Annotated in this window: 14 protein-coding genes and 1 other RNA gene; 8 read left to right on the forward strand and 7 right to left on the reverse strand. The window is 66.8% G+C overall.

Features of this window, described 5'->3' with window-relative positions; translation table 11 throughout:
- Window positions 1-4: 4 nt before the first annotated feature.
- Both AC6LJ9_RS11585 and wecB read right to left on the reverse strand, forming a co-directional pair.
- Window positions 5-2218 carry a cellulose biosynthesis cyclic di-GMP-binding regulatory protein BcsB gene (locus AC6LJ9_RS11585; RefSeq protein WP_498147658.1) on the reverse strand — a complete coding sequence of 738 codons (2214 nt, stop codon included), beginning with the start codon at window positions 2216-2218 and terminating at the stop codon, window positions 5-7.
- 36 nt (window positions 2219-2254) lie between these two features.
- Window positions 2255-3415, reverse strand: a complete 1161-nt coding sequence (wecB, locus tag AC6LJ9_RS11590) for a non-hydrolyzing UDP-N-acetylglucosamine 2-epimerase (protein ID WP_498147676.1) — start codon at window positions 3413-3415, stop codon at window positions 2255-2257.
- 412 nt (window positions 3416-3827) lie between these two features.
- Between wecB and AC6LJ9_RS11595 the strand changes: the two genes are divergently transcribed.
- Window positions 3828-4721 carry a cation diffusion facilitator family transporter gene (locus AC6LJ9_RS11595; RefSeq protein WP_498147659.1) on the forward strand — a complete coding sequence of 298 codons (894 nt, stop codon included), beginning with the start codon at window positions 3828-3830 and terminating at the stop codon, window positions 4719-4721.
- A gap of 177 nt (window positions 4722-4898) precedes the next feature.
- Here the strand turns inward: AC6LJ9_RS11595 and ssrA are convergent.
- From ssrA to ompA, 5 genes are all read right to left on the reverse strand, one after another.
- Window positions 4899-5287, reverse strand: a transfer-messenger RNA (tmRNA) gene (ssrA, locus tag AC6LJ9_RS11600).
- A gap of 90 nt (window positions 5288-5377) precedes the next feature.
- Window positions 5378-6592 (reverse strand): MFS transporter, encoded by a 1215-nt coding sequence (locus AC6LJ9_RS11605; protein WP_498147660.1) that lies wholly within the window; start codon window positions 6590-6592, stop codon window positions 5378-5380.
- Window positions 6593-6993: 401 nt separating this feature from the next.
- Window positions 6994-7668: an HAD family hydrolase gene (locus AC6LJ9_RS11610; protein ID WP_498147661.1), complete on the reverse strand. Its 675-nt coding sequence runs from the start codon at window positions 7666-7668 to the stop codon at window positions 6994-6996.
- Window positions 7665-8393 (reverse strand): bifunctional 2-polyprenyl-6-hydroxyphenol methylase/3-demethylubiquinol 3-O-methyltransferase UbiG, encoded by a 729-nt coding sequence (ubiG, locus tag AC6LJ9_RS11615; RefSeq protein ID WP_103273340.1) that lies wholly within the window; start codon window positions 8391-8393, stop codon window positions 7665-7667. Before ubiG ends, AC6LJ9_RS11610 begins: the two co-directional genes overlap by 4 nt.
- Window positions 8394-8558: 165 nt before the next feature.
- Entirely contained in the window at window positions 8559-9152 is a 594-nt protein-coding gene (ompA, locus tag AC6LJ9_RS11620; protein ID WP_103273341.1) for an outer membrane protein OmpA, read from the reverse strand.
- A gap of 403 nt (window positions 9153-9555) precedes the next feature.
- On the opposite strand from ompA, the gene gyrA reads away from it, so the two are divergent.
- Genes gyrA through cmk form a run of 7 tightly spaced genes read left to right on the forward strand, consistent with a single transcriptional unit; the run spans window position 9556 to window position 18485 of the window.
- Window positions 9556-12213: a DNA gyrase subunit A gene (gene gyrA, locus AC6LJ9_RS11625; protein WP_498147662.1), complete on the forward strand. Its 2658-nt coding sequence runs from the start codon at window positions 9556-9558 to the stop codon at window positions 12211-12213.
- On the forward strand, window positions 12213-13343 hold the full coding sequence (gene serC / locus AC6LJ9_RS11630; protein ID WP_212317472.1) for a 3-phosphoserine/phosphohydroxythreonine transaminase: 1131 nt from the start codon (window positions 12213-12215) through the stop codon (window positions 13341-13343). The genes gyrA and serC overlap by 1 nt, the downstream gene beginning before the upstream one ends.
- Entirely contained in the window at window positions 13336-14421 is a 1086-nt protein-coding gene (gene pheA / locus AC6LJ9_RS11635; protein WP_498147663.1) for a prephenate dehydratase, read from the forward strand. The genes serC and pheA overlap by 8 nt, the downstream gene beginning before the upstream one ends.
- Window positions 14422-14430: 9 nt before the next feature.
- Window positions 14431-15552 carry a histidinol-phosphate transaminase gene (gene hisC, locus AC6LJ9_RS11640; protein WP_498147664.1) on the forward strand — a complete coding sequence of 374 codons (1122 nt, stop codon included), beginning with the start codon at window positions 14431-14433 and terminating at the stop codon, window positions 15550-15552.
- On the forward strand, window positions 15549-16451 hold the full coding sequence (locus AC6LJ9_RS11645) for a prephenate dehydrogenase (protein WP_498147665.1): 903 nt from the start codon (window positions 15549-15551) through the stop codon (window positions 16449-16451). Before hisC ends, AC6LJ9_RS11645 begins: the two co-directional genes overlap by 4 nt.
- Window positions 16452-16455: 4 nt before the next feature.
- Window positions 16456-17778 carry a 3-phosphoshikimate 1-carboxyvinyltransferase gene (gene aroA, locus AC6LJ9_RS11650; protein WP_498147666.1) on the forward strand — a complete coding sequence of 441 codons (1323 nt, stop codon included), beginning with the start codon at window positions 16456-16458 and terminating at the stop codon, window positions 17776-17778.
- A gap of 17 nt (window positions 17779-17795) precedes the next feature.
- Window positions 17796-18485, forward strand: a complete 690-nt coding sequence (gene cmk / locus AC6LJ9_RS11655) for a (d)CMP kinase (protein WP_212317454.1) — start codon at window positions 17796-17798, stop codon at window positions 18483-18485.
- Window positions 18486-18553: the final 68 nt, after the last annotated feature.

An 18553-nucleotide genomic window follows, 5' to 3' on the forward strand; every position in this document is an offset into this window, starting at 1 on the left:
GGTCTTAACCGTTGCCCTTGTTCTTGCGGCGGGTGACGCGCAGCGCCAGGATCAGCACCAGCACCAGCGCCAGCAGGCCGAAGCTCAACGCCGGCACGCTCCATGAGATATAGCGGCGCCATTCGAAGAAGGCGCTTTCGCCGGCGCCGGGCGGCTTGCTGGCATCCGGGTTGGTGCTGTCGATCCAGGCCACCGGACCGTTCGCGGCGATGACGACGATGTCGCCCCGGTTCAGCACGAAGGGCGTATCGAGCCTGCCGCTCTGCGGGCCCAGCGCATGCCACAGCACGCCGTCCTGTCCGCCCGAGCTGACCACTTCGGCCGTGCTCAAGCCGCTCAGGCCGGAAATGTCCAGCCAGGTGGTGGACCTGCCAGCCACCTGCAGCTGTTTCTGGTCGCTGACCTGGACCTTCGGCTTGGCGCCATCCAGGGGCACTTCCATCGCCAGGAAGGTGCGCGCGGGCTTGGCGGCCTGGCCCGCCGGCGACACGGCGAGTTCGGCGCGCGTGGCCGAGACGCCGCTGGCCGTCGCGATGCCGATCAGTTGCTTGAGGCTGGCAGGCGCATTGGCCAGGTAGCTGTCGGGAACCAGGACCTGCGGATTGCCCGCCAGCAAAGGCAGCAGGCCGGTGAACGTGCCGTCGGGCTGGGGCTTGCCCGGCTTGACATAGCTGGTTGGCAGCACGCTGACGGGATAGCCTTGCGGGATTTCGTTGCAGTCCACCGAGACGGGCTGGCGCTGCACGCTGATGCGCACGGCGTTGTTCACGCCCAGCGCGTAGCCGGGCACGCGCGCCGTCAGGCGCTCCGGACGGCCGTCGGCGTCGAGCTGCCTGGCGCCCAGCAATATCCCGTTCCAGAATACGGAGGCCACCGGCCGGGTGGACGAGGCGCCGGGCGCAGCGGCCAGATCGATGATCAGTTCGTCCGGCATGCGGCCGTCGGAGGACACGGAGGCCAGCGGGAAGTTGACGTTCCAGTCGCCGCGCGCGACCACGTCGAAGCTGTCCGGCGCGCCGCCCAGCGAGCTCAGGCGCACGCCATCGCCCTGGAAGGACTGGGGCGGCGTGGCGGTCTGCACCTGCACCTGGCGCGACACCAGGATGCGGCGCCACGCTGCATTGAATACGCCCGCGGCTTGCGCGCCGGCGTCCGGCGCCACCGCGATCACGGACAGGCGGCCCATCGGCGCGAGACGGACTTCCTTGGCGGCCATGTCGGCGCCGGCCAGCGGCGCGCGTGCCTGGCGCCAGGCCTTGAACGCGTCGGCGGCGTCCGGGTCCGAGGCCAGTTCGGTCTGCAGCGCATCGAGCGCCGCATTGAGCTTGGCGCGCAGCGCCGGGCTGGCGATCACGACGTCGCCGGTGACCGCCGGCGCGCCCAGCACCAGCAGCGCGCCGATCTCCGCGGTGGAGGCCAGCTTGTGCCGCTCTTTGCCCGCCACGGCGGTGAATACCGGCGCCTGCGCGAGGCCCGCGGGCACCTGCAGGGCGCGCGTGTCGATCTCGTCGCCGACGGCGGGGAAGGCCTTGACGTCGACGCGCTTTCCGGCGCGTTGCATCGCCACGCCCATGCGCCAGGCGCTGTCATAGGCTTGCTGGTCGAGCTTGGTGTCGGACACCAGCAGCACCGGTTTGCCGGGCAGCGTGCTCCAGGCATCGTCCAGGTTGCCGATCGCCGAGGCGTCGTAGCGGTAGCTCAGGCGCGTCTGCGGCGAAATCGTCAGCGCGTTGGCGGTGGCGCGGTTGCTTTCACAGCGGCGCAACGCGATCTCGGACTGCCAGTCCACGCCCAGCCGCAGGAAGCCGGTGCTGCGCAGGCGCTGTTCCAGCGGCAGGTTGCGCAGGACGGGGCCGTTGCCGTCGGCGATGTTCTGCGCCGCCAGCGGCACGCCGTCGGCCCACAGGACCAGGTTGGTGCGGCCCGGTTCATCCTTGGTGTAGCGCGCATCGAAGTTGAGCGTGGCGTCGGCGATGGGCACGCCGCGCGGCACGGGCAGGTAGAAGTCCTGGTGCGCGTCGCTATTGCTCAGCACCACGGGCTCGTTGATGCCCAAGTCCGCCAGCGAGGTATCGCGCGTGATCCAGTCATCGCTTTGCAGGCGCCGCAAGGCGTCGCCCGCGGAGCTTGCCACGGCGGCCAGGGGCAGTGCAAGGCCCGCCGCGATCAAGGCGCGGCGCAGGTGGGAGGCGATGGGACGGAACGTGTTTCTGTGCATGGGTGCTCCTGGCCGATGGGGGCGAGGCATGAGGACTCAGGCCGGCTGGCTGGCGGCCGGGCCGTAAGGGTCGAATTCGGATACCGGACGGCCGCAAAGCGCATCGACGATGCGCCTGCTGGCGTGGCCGTCTCCGTAGGGATTGATGCGGCGTGAGAAAGACGCGTGCAGCGCCGGATCGTCCAGCAGGCGGTTCACTTCCGTGACGATGCGTTGCGTATCGGTGCCGACCAGGGCCACGGTGCCGGCCTGCACGGCCTCGGGCCGCTCGGTGACGTCGCGCATCACCAGCACCGGCTTGCCGAGATAAGGCGCTTCTTCCTGCACGCCGCCGGAGTCGGTGAGGATCAGGTGCGACTGCTGCATGAACCAGACGAAGTCCAGATAGTCCAGCGGATCGATCAGGTGGATGCGATCCAGGTTTCCCAGGTCGGTCATGACCACGGAACGGACCTGCGGGTTCAGGTGCACGGGGTAGACGATCTGCAGGTCGTCGCGCCTGGCCAATTCGGCCAGCGCGGCACAGATGTTCTTGAAGCCGTCGCCGAAGCTCTCGCGACGATGGCCGGTGACCAGCAGCAGCCGGCGCGTCGGATCCAGCCACTGGTAGCGCTGCGCCAGCGTTGCGGCCAGCGCGCCGCCCGGCGCGAGCTTGGCGCAGGTCATGGCCAGCGCGTCGATCACCGTGTTGCCGGTGACCGTGATACGGCCGGGCAGGTGCTCGCGCAGCAGGTTCGCGCGCGATTCGGCGGTGGGCGCGAACAACCAGTCGCCCACGGCGTCGACCACACGGCGGTTCATTTCCTCGGGAAACGGCATGGCCAGGTTGCCGGTGCGCAGCCCCGCCTCGACGTGGCCGATGCGCACGCGCCGGTGGAAGGCCGCGAGCGCGCAGGCCGACGCGGTGCTGGTGTCGCCATGCACCAATACGCAATCCGGCTGCTCGCGTTCGAGCACCTCGTCCACGCGGCTGATGAGCCGGGCGTACAAGCCGTTGAGCGTCTGGTTGGGCACCATGATGTCCAGGTCGTGCTGGGCATGCAGGTCGAACAGCGCCAGCACCTGATCCAGCATCTGGCGATGCTGGCCCGTGACGCAGACCACGCTTTGGATCGCGGACTCATCGCGCAGGGCGGCGACCAGGGGCGCCATCTTGATGGCCTCGGGACGAGTGCCGAATATGGAAAGTACTTTCATAAGCATGGGGTATTTCCCTCGCCTGGCGTATTTCCTTGCTTATATTATGTATTGAAAATATTCGTAATACGTGACGTATTATTAATTTTTTGCATCCGAACGCAGGCCCCACCTTAACTGTTTTCCAACGCGACAGACTCGTATTTTGAATGAAAATGGGGCCGTATTGGTTTCAAATTGCTTTCATCTGCCTGTAATTTGCGATTCTTATATGCCTTTCCACAGAATTTTGACGCGGTTGGGCAAATTCACGATATTTCTGAATTTTGCAAATCATGGATTTTCAATCTGAGCGCCTCAGGATGCCGGCGGCCTGGTTTCGCGGCGAGGCCGGCTGACGATCAGCACTTGACTATAAAGTAACTTCAGGCTTTTTCATGTGTCGCATCTGCCCACGATGCCAAGGACGAACATGAGCGACAGCCATCAACACGCGGAAGTACGCGCCTTGCCGGAATCCCGGCTGTGGCTGGCGTTCGGACTCACCGGCACCTTCATGGTCGTGGAGATCATCGGCGGCCTGGTCACGGGCAGCCTGGCGCTGATCTCCGATGCCATGCACATGATGACCGACGCGATCGCGCTGCTGCTGGCACTGATCGCGATCCGCGCCGGACGCAAGGCCGCCGATTTGATGCGCACCTACGGCTACGCGCGCTTCGAGATCCTGGCGGCAGCCGTGAACGCGCTGGTGCTGCTGGGCGTGGCGTTCTATATCCTCTACGAAGCCTATCGCCGCCTGTCCGCGCCGCAGGACATCCAGTCGGTGGGCATGATGGTAGTGGCCGTCGCGGGCCTGCTCATCAATCTGATCTCGATGCGTCTGCTGGCCAGCGCGAAGGACGACAGCCTGAACGTGAAGGGCGCCTACCTGGAAGTGTGGGCCGACATGCTGGGCTCGGTGGCCGTGATCGCCGGCGCCATCATCATCTGGCTCACGGGCTGGCGCTGGGTGGATTCCGCGCTTGCCGTGGCGATCGGTTTCATGGTCTTCCCGCGCACATGGGTGCTGTTGCGCGAATGCGTCAACCTGCTGCTGGAGGGCGTGCCGGCGGGTATGAGCCTGGACGCGGTGCGCGACGAAATCGCGGGCGTCGAAGGCGTGGCCACGGTTCACGACCTGCATCTGTGGGCCATCACGCAAAGCCAGCCCATGCTGACGGCGCACGTGGTCCTGGCCGATGGCGCGGACGGAGAAAGCGTCAGGCGCGCCATCGAGGCGCGCCTGCATGAACGCTACGACCTGCACCACACCACGCTGCAGATGGAGCGTGAAGACCGCAGCATCCACGAAGCGGGGCACTGACCGGGGCGCTTGGCGGGTGGCGCGATGTCGCCGCTTGGATGCTGCCGCGGTCTATTGTCGTCGCCCTGGCTGTTGCCGGCAGGTCCAGGGGATGGCTGCGCTCAATGGACGGAAAAAGAAAAGGGCGGATCGGTTGCCCGTCCGCCCTTTGCCATTACAGCGTAATGCTTGCTAATTTGGTGGAGCCGGGGGGAATTGAACCCCCGTCCGCAAGCCCTCCGCAACCAGTTCTACATGCGTAGTCGATCTATTTGGTTTTAACCCTGGACTTAGCCAACCGACAAGCCGGACCAGAGCGATTCACGTAATTTAAGCCTGAACCGTGTGACCCCAGTGCAGACCGATTCCTTGTGAATGTCGCTGCTGCGGTTCGAGGGTTGCCCCCCTAGGAAGTTGCCTTCCTCCGCCTGACCCAAGGACAGATCAGTGCAGCGGCTCACCGCTTAAGCGGCGAGAGCGAAACGCTCGTCGTTGGCGTTTGTAGTGTTCCAGTGGTTTAACGAGCTTACTGGTGCTCGGCATGCCCTGAGTTGTTTCGCGACCCACGTCGAATCCGGATCGGCCCCAAGAACTCTATTGTAGCGGTAAACGCGATAGCCCGCTGCATTCCCGCGCGTCGCGTCCAGGGGGCGTGGCGCGCGGGAGACGCCTGTGGTTCAGCAGACCGCGTCCGGGCAGGCGGGCTTGGCCGCGGTCACCACGACATCCTCGGTGGCGTCGCCGCGCCGGCTGCCGCGCGAGGCTGCCATCAGCGCGATGGCCAGCCCGACCGAGACCGCGACGATGATCGCCGCGGCTCCGCCCAGCGTAGCCAGGCCGTAGGTGTCGATCACGCGTCCGCCGACCACCGCGCCCAGTCCGATGCCGATGTTGGCGCCGGAGATGTTGAGCGATGCGGCGAAGGCCGGCGCCTCGGGCGCGGACTTCATCAGGCGCACGTGGCAGACGATGAACAGCGCGGCCTGGGCGATGCCCCAGACCGCCAGCGCGGCGGCCAGCAGGCCATGCGAGTGGATGACCGGCACCAGCACGGCCAGGCCGGCGGCCATCAGCGCCGAGAACAGCGCGGTGGCGCCGAGCGGGCTGCGGTCCACCAGGCGGCCGCCCACGGTATTGCCGATCAGGCCGACCGCGCCGAACGCCATCATGGTCCAGCCCACGACCTGGCCGTTGAAGCCGGCCAGCCGTTCCAGCATGTCCGCCAGGTAGGTGTAGGCGGTGAACATGCCGGTGAAGACCAGCAGCGACAGCAGCACATGGCCCACCACGATGGGCTTGCGCAGGATGCGCAACTGCGTGACGAGCTTGACGTCCTCGCTCTGGATGCGGGTGCTGGGGAACGCGATCCACAGCAGCAGGGCCTTGGCGAAGGCGACGGCAGACAGCACGCCGAAGGCGGCGCGCCAGCCGAACGCGTCCGAGATCAGCACGCCGATGGGAATGCCGAACACCGTGGCCGCCACGATGCCGAAGGCCACCAGCGAGATGGCGCGGCCGGCGCGCGCCGGGCCGACCAGCTCGACCGCGGTGGCGCTGGCCAGCGACCAGAACACGGGCAGCGCCAGCGCCGGCACGAAGCGCGCCACGGCCATGACCCAGATGTTGGGCGCGGCCATGGCCAGCGCATTCGACAGGCCGAACAGGATCAGCACGCCGATGAACAGGCGCTTGCGCTCGATGTTGGCCATCAGCGCCGTCAACAGCGGCCCGGTGGCTGCGACCGTGAAGGCGAACAGCGTGACCAGCAGGCCGGCCTGGGACACGGTGACGTCCAGATCACGGGCCAGGCCGGGAAGCAGGCCGACGATCAGGAACTCGGTGGTCAGGATGGTGAAACCGGCGGCCGAAAGCAGCAGGATGGGCAATAGCATAGGCATTCCTCAGGCGCGCGCGTGAAGCCGCGCGCGGGTGGACGGGCGTTGTTGAAGGGTTGAATACAGGTCAGGGTGAGCGGCCGGGGCACAAGCCGGGCGCATCGGGCGCGAGAGCCGAAAGGCTGTCGGCGGGCGGACGGGGCGTCGGGAGGATGAAAAGTGGTGCCGACACCGGCAGTCGCCGAAAAAGACAATCCGGATCAGTCCGGATGTCTTCCATGTCGATACTTTAAACCACTTGCATTGCAGGATAAAGCGCGCGGCGTCGTACAAATTGTTCGACAGAACGAGCTAATCCGGTGGAATGAGCCAGTGCTTGCGTCGTAGCGCTGGCGTGGCTGCGCAGGCTGCGAATGGCCGCGGACGGCGCTACGTCCGCGGCGTGACTTGGCGCGGATTCAGCGCAGATCGGCGGGCAGCAGGGGCTCGATGGCGGCCCAGAGTTCGGCGGGGGAGTGCGCGTAGCGTTCGGCTTCCCAGCTGCCTACGTTGTCTTCTTCGCCCACATAGCCATAGGCCGCAGCCACGGCCGGCATGCCGGCGGCATGGGCCGCCTGGATGTCGCGCAGGTCGTCGCCGACATAGACGCAGCGTTCGACGGCGAAACCGGCCTCGCGCGCGGCATGCTGCAGGGGCAGGGGATGCGGCTTGGCGTGGGCGGTGGTGTCGCCGCAGACCAGCACCGCGCTCTCGCGGGTCAGATCCAGGTATTCGACGATGGGCAGGGTCAGGTAGGTGACCTTGTTGGTCACGATGCCCCACGACAGGCCGCGCTCGCGGATGCCGGCCAGCAGTTCGACGATGCCGGGGAACAGCTTGCTGTGCACGGTGGATTCCGCCGCGTAGTCTTCCAGGAACTGCAGGCGCGTCGGCTCATAGTCGGCGTCGCCCGGTTTCAGGCCCAGCGCCACGCGCAGCAGGCCGCGCGCGCCTTGCGAGGCCACCGGACGCAGGGCTTCGTAGGGCATGGGTTCCAGGCCCTTGCGAGTACGCTGCCGGTTGGCCGCCGCGGCCAGGTCGGGGGCGGTATCGGCCAGCGTGCCGTCGAAGTCGAACAGGATCAGTGCGCTCATTTGCGGGTTGCCATCAGGTAGTTGACCGAGGTGTCGGCCGACAAGGAGTAGATCTGCGTGATCGGGTTGTATTCCATGCCGCGCATCGACACGGGCTCCAGGTTCGCGCCACGCGCGGCGGCCGAGAGTTCGCTCGGCTTGATGAACTGCTCGTAGCTATGGGTGCCGCGCGGCAACAGGCGCAGCACGTATTCGGCGCCGACGATGGCGAACAGGAAGGACTTGGGGTTGCGGTTCAGGGTCGAGAAGAAGACCCAGCCGCCAGGCTTGACCAGGGTGGAGCAGGCCCGCACCACCGAGGCCGGATCGGGCACGTGTTCCAGCATTTCCATGCAGGTGACCACGTCGTAGCGCGCGGGCTGCTCGGCCGCCAGTTCCTCTACGGGCACCTTGCGGTATTCAACCTTCACGCCGGATTCCAGGCCGTGCAGCTTGGCGATCTTCAGCGATTTTTCGGCCAGGTCTATGCCGGTGACCGTCGCGCCGGCGCGGGCCATGGACTCGGACAGGATGCCGCCGCCGCAGCCCACGTCCAGCACCGTCTTGCCGGCCAGGCTGCCGGCGCATTCCTGGATCCATTCCAGGCGCAGCGGATTGATGGCGTGCAGGGGCTTGAACTCGCTTTCGGGGTCCCACCAGCGGCTGGCCAGCGCGCTGAACTTGTCCAGTTCGGCCTGGTCGGCGTTGACGGTGGCGGGAGCGGAATCTTCGATATGCGTGGTCATGGGCGGTCCGGCGTAGAGGCGGCGCTATATATAGAGGGCCAGCGCGAATTCCATCGCCAGGGGCGAGGTGCGTCCGGGATGCACCGGGTTGGTGCGTTGCTGGCTGGGTCCGGACGAAAAAAGGGCCTCGCTATGCGAGGCCCCTTATTGTAGCTAGTCCGGCAATTACTTGCGGCTACCCACGATTTCGATCTCAACGCGACGGTTCTGGGCGCGGCCCTGAGCGGTCTTGTTCGAAGCGATCGGGGCCTTCTTGCCCTTGCCTTCGGTGTAGATACGGTTCGGATCGATGCCCTTGCTGACCAGGTAGGCCTTGACCGAAGCGGCACGGCGCTCGGACAGCTTCTGGTTGTAGGCGTCAGAGCCGATCGAGTCGGTGTGGCCGACGGCGATGATCGTTTCCAGATCGATGCCCTGGGCTTGCTGGGCAACTTGATCCAGCAGCTGGCGGCCTTCCGGCTTCAGCGTCGACTTGTCGAAGTCGAAGAAGGTGTCAGCGTTGAAGACGACCTTGGCGGCTTGCGGGGTCGGCTTGGCCTTTTGTTGCGCAACCGGAACGCCGTCGCAGCCGGGGATGCCGGTGGCCGGGGTCCAGAAGGCATCGCGCCAGCACAGTTCGTTCGTACCGTTCTTCCAAACGTTACCGAACGGGTTGCGCCAGTTGTCCACCGTGTTGGGGTAGGACTGGGCCGAGGCTACACCCGAGGCCGTGACGGCGGCGAAGGCGAGCGCCAGAGCGAATTTGGAGGGTTTGTTCATGTTTCTCCTCGTTGAGCTTGAAGCTGGATAAGTGACTCGCAGCGAACCCCCGCCGCATATCAGGAAAACGGGGCCAGTATAGCAACGCCAAGAGCTGGTTCAAAGGAATAGCTACTGGGTTTCCTGCGTGCTGGAAACAATCTTAAGGCATTTGGGGGGCTTTGGCTTCCCTGGAGAGGCGCATTGGCGCTGGATATGGCGATTTCGGCGCTCCACCCGTTTTCCATGTTGGTTTTTGGCAACAGGCCTGGCGGCGGTCTTCCCGGCATGCCGCGAGCCTTGCCGGATGCGGGCCGGGCTGGATGGTGTCCAGGCGGCCAGGGAACCGCTACTTGAATCGAATGATAGAATTTCCCGTTTACCCGGCCCGGGTTCCTCCTTACACGATTCTGTCGTTATATATATGGATTCCTTTGCCAAGGAGACGCTTCCGGTATCGCTGGAAGAAGAGATGCGCCGCAGCTACCTTGATTACGCGATGAGCGTGATCGTAGGCCGGGCGCTTCCGGATGTGCGGGACGGCCTCAAGCCCGTCCACCGGCGCGTGCTCTACGCGATGCACGAACTGAACAACGACTGGAACCGCGCCTACAAGAAGTCGGCGCGTATCGTCGGGGACGTCATCGGTAAATACCACCCCCACGGCGACCAGTCCGTCTATGACACCATCGTCCGCATGGCGCAGGATTTCTCCATGCGTTACATGCTGGTCGACGGCCAGGGCAACTTCGGCTCGATCGACGGCGACAACGCGGCGGCGATGCGTTACACCGAAATCCGCCTGGCCAAGATCGCCCACGAACTGCTGGCCGACATCGACCAGGAAACCGTGGACTTCGGCCCCAACTACGACGGCAGCGAGCAAGAGCCGCTGCTATTGCCGTCGCGGCTGCCCAACCTGCTGGTCAACGGCAGCTCGGGCATCGCAGTGGGCATGGCCACCAACATTCCGCCCCACAACCTGCAGGAAGTCGTCGACGGCTGCCTGTACTGCCTGCGCAATCCGAATTGCACGGTCGACGAGCTGATCGAGCTCATCCCGGCGCCGGACTTCCCCACGGGCGGCATCATCTACGGCATGTCGGGCGTGCGCGAAGGCTACCGCACCGGCCGCGGCCGCGTGATCATGCGCGCCAAGACGCACTTCGAAGACCTTGAAAAGGGCAACCGCCAGGCCATCGTGGTCGACGCGATCCCCTACCAGGTCAACAAGAAGACGCTGCAGGAACGCATCGCTGAGCTGGTCAACGACAAGAAGATCGAGGGCATTTCCGACATCCGCGACGAGTCGGACAAGGACGGCATGCGCCTGGTCATCGAGCTCAAGCGCGGCGAAGTGCCCGAGGTGGTGCTGAACAACCTCTACAAGAACACGCAGCTGCAGGACACCTTCGGGATGAACCTGGTGGCGCTGGTCGACGGCCAGCCGCGCCTGCTCAACCTGAAGCAGATGCTGGACTACTTCCTGCAGCATCGCCGGGAAGTGGTCACGCGCCGCACCGTGTTCCAGCTGCGCAAGGCGCGCGAGCGCGGCCACGTGCTGGAAGGCCTGGCCGTGGCGCTGGCCAACATCGACGACTTCATCGCCATCATCAAGGCGGCGCCGACGCCTCCCGTCGCGCGCCAGGAACTGATGGCGCGTTCGTGGGATTCGTCGCTGGTGCGCGAGATGCTGTCGCGTGCCGATGGCGACACGCCGGGCGGCCGCGAGGCGTTCCGTCCCGACGACCTGGGCGCGGAGTTCGGCCTGCAGGGCGATGGAATGTATCGCCTGAGCGATACGCAGGCGCAGGAAATCCTGAACATGCGCCTGCAGCGCCTGACCGGCCTGGAGCAGGACAAGATCGTTGGCGAATACAAGGACATCATGTCCACCATCGCCGACCTGCTCGACATCCTGGCCCGTCCGGAGCGCATCACCACCATCATTGGCGAGGAACTGCAGGCCATCAAGGCCGAGTTCTCGACCGGCGCCAAGGACACGCGCCGTTCCGACATCGAGCTCAACGCGACCGAACTCGACACCGAGGACCTGATCACGCCCACCGACATGGTCGTGACGCTGTCGCACGGCGGCTACATCAAGAGCCAGCCGCTGTCCGAGTACCGTTCGCAGAAGCGCGGCGGCCGCGGCAAGCAGGCCACGGCGATGAAGGAAAACGACTGGATCGACCAGCTGTTCATCGCCAACACGCACGACTTCCTGCTGTGCTTCTCGAATCGCGGCCGCGTGTACTGGCTGAAGGTCTGGGAAGTGCCGCAAGGCACGCGCAACTCGCGCGGCAAGCCCATCGTGAACATGTTCCCGCTGGCTGACGGCGAGAAGATCACCGTGGTGCTGCCGGTCAAGGAATTCAGCGATGACCACTACGTGTTCATGGCGACCACGCGCGGCACGGTCAAGAAGACCCCGCTGTCCGATTTCTCCAACCCGCGCAAGGCCGGCATCATCGCCGTGGACCTGGACGACGGCGATTACCTGATCGGCGCCGACCTGACCGACGGCAAGCATGACGTCATGCTGTTCTCTGACGCCGGCAAGGCCGTGCGCTTCGACGAGAACGACGTGCGTCCGATGGGCCGCAACGCGCGCGGCGTGCGCGGCATGCAGCTCGAGGACACCCAGACGGTGATCGCGCTGCTGGTCGCCGGCGACGAGACGCAAAGCGTGCTGACCGCCACCGAGAACGGCTACGGCAAGCGCACGCCGATCACCGAGTACACGCGCCATGGCCGCGGCACCAAGGGCATGATCGCCATCCAGACCAGCTCGCGCAACGGCAAGGTGGTCGGCGCCGTGCTGGTCATGCCGTCGGATGAAATCATGCTGATCACCACCGGCGGCGTGCTGGTGCGCACCCGCGTCGCGGAAATCCGCGAAATGGGCCGCGCCACGCAAGGCGTGACGCTGATCAACGTCGATGACGGCAGCTCGCTGTCCGGCGTGCGGCGCGTGGTGGAAAGCGATGCCGACGACGACAGCGACCTGGACGGGAACGACCAGGACGCCGGCGACGAAGGCGGCGACGCAACGGATTCGACGGAACCTACGGAGCAATAATGGCCCGCCCCTGGAACTTCTCGGCTGGCCCCTCGGCCCTGCCCGAGGTGGTATTGCGGCAAGCCGCCGCGGAAATGCTGGACTGGAACGGCAGCGGCATGTCGGTGATGGAAATGAGCCATCGCGGCAAGCATTTCGTGCAGATCTGCGATGAAGCCGAAAGCGATCTGCGCGAGCTGCTGAACCTGCCGGCCGACTACGCCGTCATGTTCATGCAGGGCGGCGGTTCCGGGGAAAACGCCATCGTTCCCATGAATCTCATGGGACGCCGCGGCACGCCGGCCGCGGACTTCGTCGTCACGGGCCATTGGTCCAAGCGTTCGCACGCCGAAGCCGGGCGCTACGGCAGCGCCCACATCGCCGCCAGCAGCGCCCAGGCGGCGCAGCTGGACGGCCGCGAGCAGGCCCCGTTCACCTGGGTGCCCGCCACGGACACCTGGCAGGTGCGCAAGGAATCCGCCTACCTGCACCTGTGCAGCAACGAGACCATCGGCGGCGTGGAGTTCCTCGACTGGCCCGACACGGCCGCGCTGGGCGCGCCCGATGTGCCGCTGGTCGTGGACGCGTCCTCGCATTTCCTGTCGCGTCCGCTGGACGTCGCGCGCTGCGGCATGGTGTACGCCGGCGCGCAGAAGAACGCCGGCCCGGCCGGCGTGACCATGGTCATCGCCCGCCGCGACCTGATCGGCCACGCCTTGCCGATCTGCCCGTCGGCTTTCGACTACGCCAATGTCGCCGCCGAGCACTCGCGCTACAACACGCCGCCCACCTTCGCGATCTACGTCGCCGGGCTCGTGTTCAAGTGGGTCAAGGCCAACGGCGGCGTGGCCGGCATGGAGGCCGCCAACAAGGCCAAGGCCGACCTGCTGTACGGCTACCTGGACAGCACCAGCTTCTACCGCAATCCGATCCACGCGCCCGTGCGCTCGCGCATGAATGTGCCGTTCGTGCTGCGCGACGATTCGCTCAACGATGCCTTCCTGCAGGGCGCCGAGGCCGCCGGCCTGACGCAGCTGAAGGGGCACAAGAGCGTGGGCGGCATGCGCGCTTCCATCTACAACGCCGTGCCGCTGGCCGCGGTGCAGGACCTGGTCGCCTACCTGAAAGAATTCGAGCGCCGCCATGGATGAAGAGCTGCAGCGCACGCTGCGCCCGTTGCGCGACCGCATCGATGCGCTCGATGCGCAGATCCTCGACCTGCTGTCGCAGCGCGCCCGCGCCGCGCAGGAAGTGGGCGAGGCCAAGCATGCTGCCCAGGCCGACGGCCCGGTGCTGCGGCCCGAGCGCGAGGCCGAGGTCATCCGCCGCTTGCAGCAACTGAATCCCGGTCCCTTCCCGAACGCCGCCGTGGCGTCGGTCTGGACGGAAATCATCTCGGCCTGTCGCGGCCTGGAGCGCGGCATGACGGTTGCCTACCTGGGTCCGCAAGGCTCGTTTTCCGAGCAGGCGGCGCTGGAGCATTTCGGACACGCGGTGCAGAAGCTGCCGTGCCCGTCCTTCGATGAAGTGTTCCGCGCCGTCGAGGCCGGCCAGGCCGACGTGGGCATGGTGCCGGTGGAAAACTCCACCGAGGGCGCCGTCAACCGCAGCCTGGACCTGTTACTGAACACGCCGCTGAAGATCCTGGGCGAGCGTTCGCTGGTGATCCGTCATTGCCTGATGTCGAAATCCGGCGGCATGGATGGCATCAAGGCCATCGCCGCCCATCCGCAGGCGCTGGCCCAGTGCCAGGGCTGGCTGACCCGCAACTATCCCGATGTCGAGCGCGTGGCCGCCGCCAGCAATTCGGAAGCGGCGCGCATGGCCGCCGCCGATCCGTCCGTCGCGGCGATCGCCGGCGAAGTGGCCGCGCCCGCCTGGGGATTGCAGGTCGTGGCCTCCGGCATCCAGGACGATCCGCACAACCGCACGCGCTTCCTGGCCATCGGCTATATCGAGCCGCTGGTCAGCGGGCAGGACAAGACCAGCCTGATCCTGGCCGTGCCGAACCGCGCCGGCGCCGTCTATGAAATGCTGGCGCCGCTGGCGGCCAATGGCGTGTCCATGACGCGCTTCGAGTCGCGCCCGGCCCGCACCGGCCAGTGGGAATACTATTTCTACGTCGATGTCCTGGGACACCGCAACGACGAAAACGTCGCCAGTGCCCTCGCCACCCTGCAGGCGCAGGTCGCCTATCTGAAGGTGCTGGGTTCCTACCCGGCGCCGTGAGCCCTCACCATGACCAACGCATCCAAGCCTCTCGTCGCCCCCGCCCACGTCAGCGCCATCGCGCCCTACCAGGCGGGCAAGCCCATCGAGGAACTGGCCCGCGAGTTCGGGCTGGATCCGGCCGGCATCGTCAAGCTGGCGTCGAATGAAAACCCGCTGGGCATGCCCAAGTCGGCGCGCGCGGCCATGCTGGCGGCGGCCGAGTCGCTGGCGCGCTATCCGGACCCCAACGGCTTCGACCTGAAGTCGGCGCTGGCAACGCGCTACGGCGTGCCGATGAACTGGATCACGCTGGGCAACGGTTCCAACGACATCCTGGAAATCGTGGCGCTGGCGCTGCTGGAGCCGGGCGCCTCGGCCGTGTACGCGCAGCATTCCTTCGCCGTCTACCGGCTGGCCACGCAGGCGCGCGGCGCGCGCCACATCGTGGTGCCGGCCAAGGACTACGGCCATGACCTGGACGCGATGTTCGACGCCATTGCCGACGACACCCGCGTGGTCTTCATCGCCAACCCGAACAATCCTACCGGCACCTTCGTGCCGGGCGAGCAGGTCGCTGCTTTCCTGGAGCGCGTGCAGGCCGCCCATGGCGACCGCGTGACCGTGGTGCTTGACGAGGCCTACAACGAATACCTGGACCCGGAATTCCGTTTCGACAGCACCGCGCTGGCGCGCCGCTATCCGAACCTGATCGTCTCGCGCACCTTCTCCAAGGCTTACGGCCTGGCCGGCCTGCGCGTGGGCTTCGCGGTGTCGCAGCCGGCGCTGACCGACCTGCTGAACCGCGTGCGCCAGCCGTTCAACGTCAACACGCTGGCCCAGGCCGCCGCCATCGCCGCGCTGGCCGACAGCGCCTACCTGGAAGAGGCCTATGCCACCAACAAGGCGGGCAAGGCCCAGCTGTGCCAGGCCTTCGACGCGCTCAAGCTGCGCTTCGTGCCCAGCTACGGCAACTTCGTGCTGGTGCATGTGGGCGACGCGCCCCGCATCAATCTGGAATTGCTCAAGCGCGGCGTGATCGTGCGTCCGGTGGCGGGCGACGGCCTGCCGGAATGGCTGCGCGTGTCCATCGGACTGCCGCAGGAAAACGCCCGTTTCATCGAGGCGCTGAGCGCGATCCTGGCCGCATGAACGGTGTTTCCGCTTCCACCGATCAGGGGGCCGCTGGCCCCCTGATTCCTGTCCTGGCCGTGGCGGGCGTGGGCTTGATCGGCGGTTCGTTCGCCGCCGCGCTGCGCCGCGCCGGCAAGGTCGGCAAAGTGCTGGGGGTAGGGCGCAATGCGCAATCGCTGGCGCGCGCCGTGGAACTGGGCCTGATCGACGAGGCCGTCAGCGCCGAGGCCGCCGGGGCCCGGGCGGACGTGATCCTGCTGGCCACGCCCGTGGGCGGCCTGCGCGACCTGCTGGTCAGGATGCTGCCCACGCTTGCGCCGCGCGCGATCCTGACGGACGCCGGCAGCACCAAGGCCGAGGTGGTCGAGGTGGCGCGCGCCGCCTTGGGCGAGCGTTGCGCGCAGTTCGTGCCCGGACATCCCATCGCCGGCGCGGAACGCACCGGACCCGAGGCGGCCGACGCCGACCTGTACCGCGGGCGCAATGTGGTGCTCACGCCGCTGCCCGAGAACGCGGCGGCGGACGTGGCGCGCGTGCGCGCAGCCTGGCAGGCTTGCGGCGCGACGGTGGTCGACATGGATGCGCAGGCGCATGACCGCGTGTTCGCCTCGGTCAGCCATCTGCCGCACCTGCTGTCCGCCGTCTACATGGAACAGGTGGCCACAGCCGCCGACGCCCGTCGCCGGCTGGAGCTGGCGGGCAGCGGTTTTCGGGATTTCACGCGCATCGCGGCCGGCTCGCCGGAAATGTGGCGGGACATCTTCCTGTCCAACCGCGATGCCATGCTGACGGAACTGGGCGAGGTGCGCGCCGTGCTGGACCGCGCCGAACGCGCGATCGCGGATGGCGATGGCGCCGGCCTGCAGGCATTGCTGGAAACGGCGGCGCAGGCGCGCCGCAACTGGCGCAAGGAGTAGCTGAATGGGTGCTTTGCCTTATCTTGATCTGCCGCGCGTGCGGCGCGCCCGGGGCGAGATGTCCCTGCCGGGTTCGAAGAGCATTTCCAACCGCGTGCTGCTGCTGGCGGCGCTGGCCGAGGGGCGCACCGAAATCACCGGCTTGCTGGATTCGGACGACACCCGCGTCATGCTGACCGCCTTGCGGCAGCTGGGCGTGAGTGTGTCCGAACTGGACGCGGGCCGGGTCACCGTCGAGGGCGTGCGGCGCTTTCCTGTCGAAAGCGCCGAGCTGTTCATGGGCAACGCCGGCACCGCGATCCGTCCGCTCACCGCCGCGCTGGCCCTGATGGGCGGCGACTACAAGCTGTCCGGCGTGCCGCGCATGCACGAGCGTCCGATCGGCGACCTGGGCGATGCCCTCAATGCCTTGGGCGCCCGCGTCGGCTACCTGGGACAGCCGGGCTATCCGCCGCTCCATATCGGTCGCGGCGAAGTTATCGCCGGCGCCGTCACGCGGGTGCAGGGCTCGGTGTCCAGCCAGTTCCTGACCGCCTTGCTGCTGGCCGCCCCGATCGAGGCCGGCCGCAGCGGCAAGCCGATGACGATCGAAGTCGTCGGCGAGCTGATTTCCAAGCCGTATATCGAGATCACGCTGAACCTGATGGCGCGCTTCGGCGTCACCGTGCGTCGCGACGGCTGGAGCCGCTTCGTGATCGAAGGCGGCGCCGCCTACCGCAGCCCGGGCCGCATCGCGGTCGAGGGCGACGCATCCACGGCGTCGTACTTCCTGGCGCTGGGCGCGATCGGCGGAGGTCCGCTGCGGGTCAACGGCGTGGGCGCCGACAGCATCCAGGGCGACGTGGGCTTCGCCCAGACCCTGGCGGACATGGGCGCCGCGGTCAGCTACGGCCCGGACTGGATCGAGGTCAGCGGCCTGAACGTCGCCGACGGCGGGCGGCTCAAGGCCTTCGATACCGATTTCAACCTGATTCCCGACGCGGCCATGACCGCGGCCGCGCTGGCCCTGTACGCCGACGGTCCGTGCCGGCTGCGCAACATCGGCAGCTGGCGCGTGAAGGAAACCGACCGCATCCATGCCATGCAGACCGAGCTGGAGAAGCTGGGCGCGACCGTCGAATCGGGGCCGGATTGGCTGCGCGTGACGCCGCCAGCCGGGGGCGGCTGGCGCGACGCGCACATCGGCACCTGGGACGACCATCGCATGGCCATGTGCTTCTCCCTGGCCGCTTTCGGCCCGGCCGCCGTGCGCATTCTCGATCCGGGCTGCGTCAGCAAGACGTTCCCGGGTTACTTTGACGTATACGCAGGCCTGGTTTCGGCCTGAGCCTTATTCTGCGATTCATGACCGCTACCTCCGCAAATCCCGTTGTTGCCGCGCCCATCATCACCATCGACGGGCCGACCGCCTCCGGCAAGGGCACCGTGGCCCACCGCGTCGCCAAGGCGCTGGGCTGGGATGTGCTGGACAGCGGCGCGCTCTACCGCCTGACGGCCCTGGCCGCCATGCGCCAGGGCGTGGCCGCCGAGGACGAGCCGGCGGTGGCCCGGGTCGCCGAGACGCTGGATGTGCGCTTCGACGGGCCGCACGTCTATCTGGAAGGCGGCGACGTCGGCCACGAGATACGCCGGGAAGAGGTGGGCAACTTCGCTTCCCGCGTGGCGGCGTTTCCCGGCGTGCGCCAGGCGCTGCTGGAGCGTCAGCGGGCCTTCCGCGTGTTGCCGGGCCTGGTGGCCGACGGGCGCGACATGGGCACGGTGGTGTTCCCCGATGCGTCCCTCAAGGTCTTCCTGGTGGCCGACGTGGTCGCGCGGGCGGAGAGGCGGCGTAAGCAGTTGATCGAAAAGGGAATTTCTGCTAATCTTGACGACCTCTTGCGGGATATGCGCGAGCGGGATGCGCGCGATACCCAGCGCGCGGCCGCGCCGCTCGCTCCCGCGAAGGATGCCCGGGTGCTGGATTCGTCGAATCTGACGATCACGGAAACCGTGCAAGCCATCCTGGATTTCTGGCGGGAATCCGGAAACGCCTGACGCGAGCTTTTGCTCATTCAGGTTTTTCGAGCCCGTTTTTCTTGGCCCTGCTGACGGGCCGGCCTTCT

The sequence above is a fragment of the Achromobacter sp. 1011811831 genome (assembly GCF_059760905.1).

Coding starts and splice junctions, on each gene's coding strand:
- AC6LJ9_RS11645 (WP_498147665.1), top strand. CDS start 15,549: ATGAACGGTGTTTCCGCTTCCACCGATCAGGGGGCCGCTGGCCCCCTG.
- AC6LJ9_RS11585 (WP_498147658.1), bottom strand. CDS start 2,218: ATGCACAGAAACACGTTCCGTCCCATCGCCTCCCACCTGCGCCGCGCC.
- serC (WP_212317472.1), top strand. CDS start 12,213: ATGGCCCGCCCCTGGAACTTCTCGGCTGGCCCCTCGGCCCTGCCCGAG.
- aroA (WP_498147666.1), top strand. CDS start 16,456: ATGGGTGCTTTGCCTTATCTTGATCTGCCGCGCGTGCGGCGCGCCCGG.
- ompA (WP_103273341.1), bottom strand. CDS start 9,152: ATGAACAAACCCTCCAAATTCGCTCTGGCGCTCGCCTTCGCCGCCGTC.
- AC6LJ9_RS11610 (WP_498147661.1), bottom strand. CDS start 7,668: ATGAGCGCACTGATCCTGTTCGACTTCGACGGCACGCTGGCCGATACC.
- AC6LJ9_RS11595 (WP_498147659.1), top strand. CDS start 3,828: ATGAGCGACAGCCATCAACACGCGGAAGTACGCGCCTTGCCGGAATCC.
- pheA (WP_498147663.1), top strand. CDS start 13,336: ATGGATGAAGAGCTGCAGCGCACGCTGCGCCCGTTGCGCGACCGCATC.
- hisC (WP_498147664.1), top strand. CDS start 14,431: ATGACCAACGCATCCAAGCCTCTCGTCGCCCCCGCCCACGTCAGCGCC.
- AC6LJ9_RS11605 (WP_498147660.1), bottom strand. CDS start 6,592: ATGCTATTGCCCATCCTGCTGCTTTCGGCCGCCGGTTTCACCATCCTG.
- cmk (WP_212317454.1), top strand. CDS start 17,796: ATGACCGCTACCTCCGCAAATCCCGTTGTTGCCGCGCCCATCATCACC.
- ubiG (WP_103273340.1), bottom strand. CDS start 8,393: ATGACCACGCATATCGAAGATTCCGCTCCCGCCACCGTCAACGCCGAC.
- gyrA (WP_498147662.1), top strand. CDS start 9,556: ATGGATTCCTTTGCCAAGGAGACGCTTCCGGTATCGCTGGAAGAAGAG.
- wecB (WP_498147676.1), bottom strand. CDS start 3,415: ATGAAAGTACTTTCCATATTCGGCACTCGTCCCGAGGCCATCAAGATG.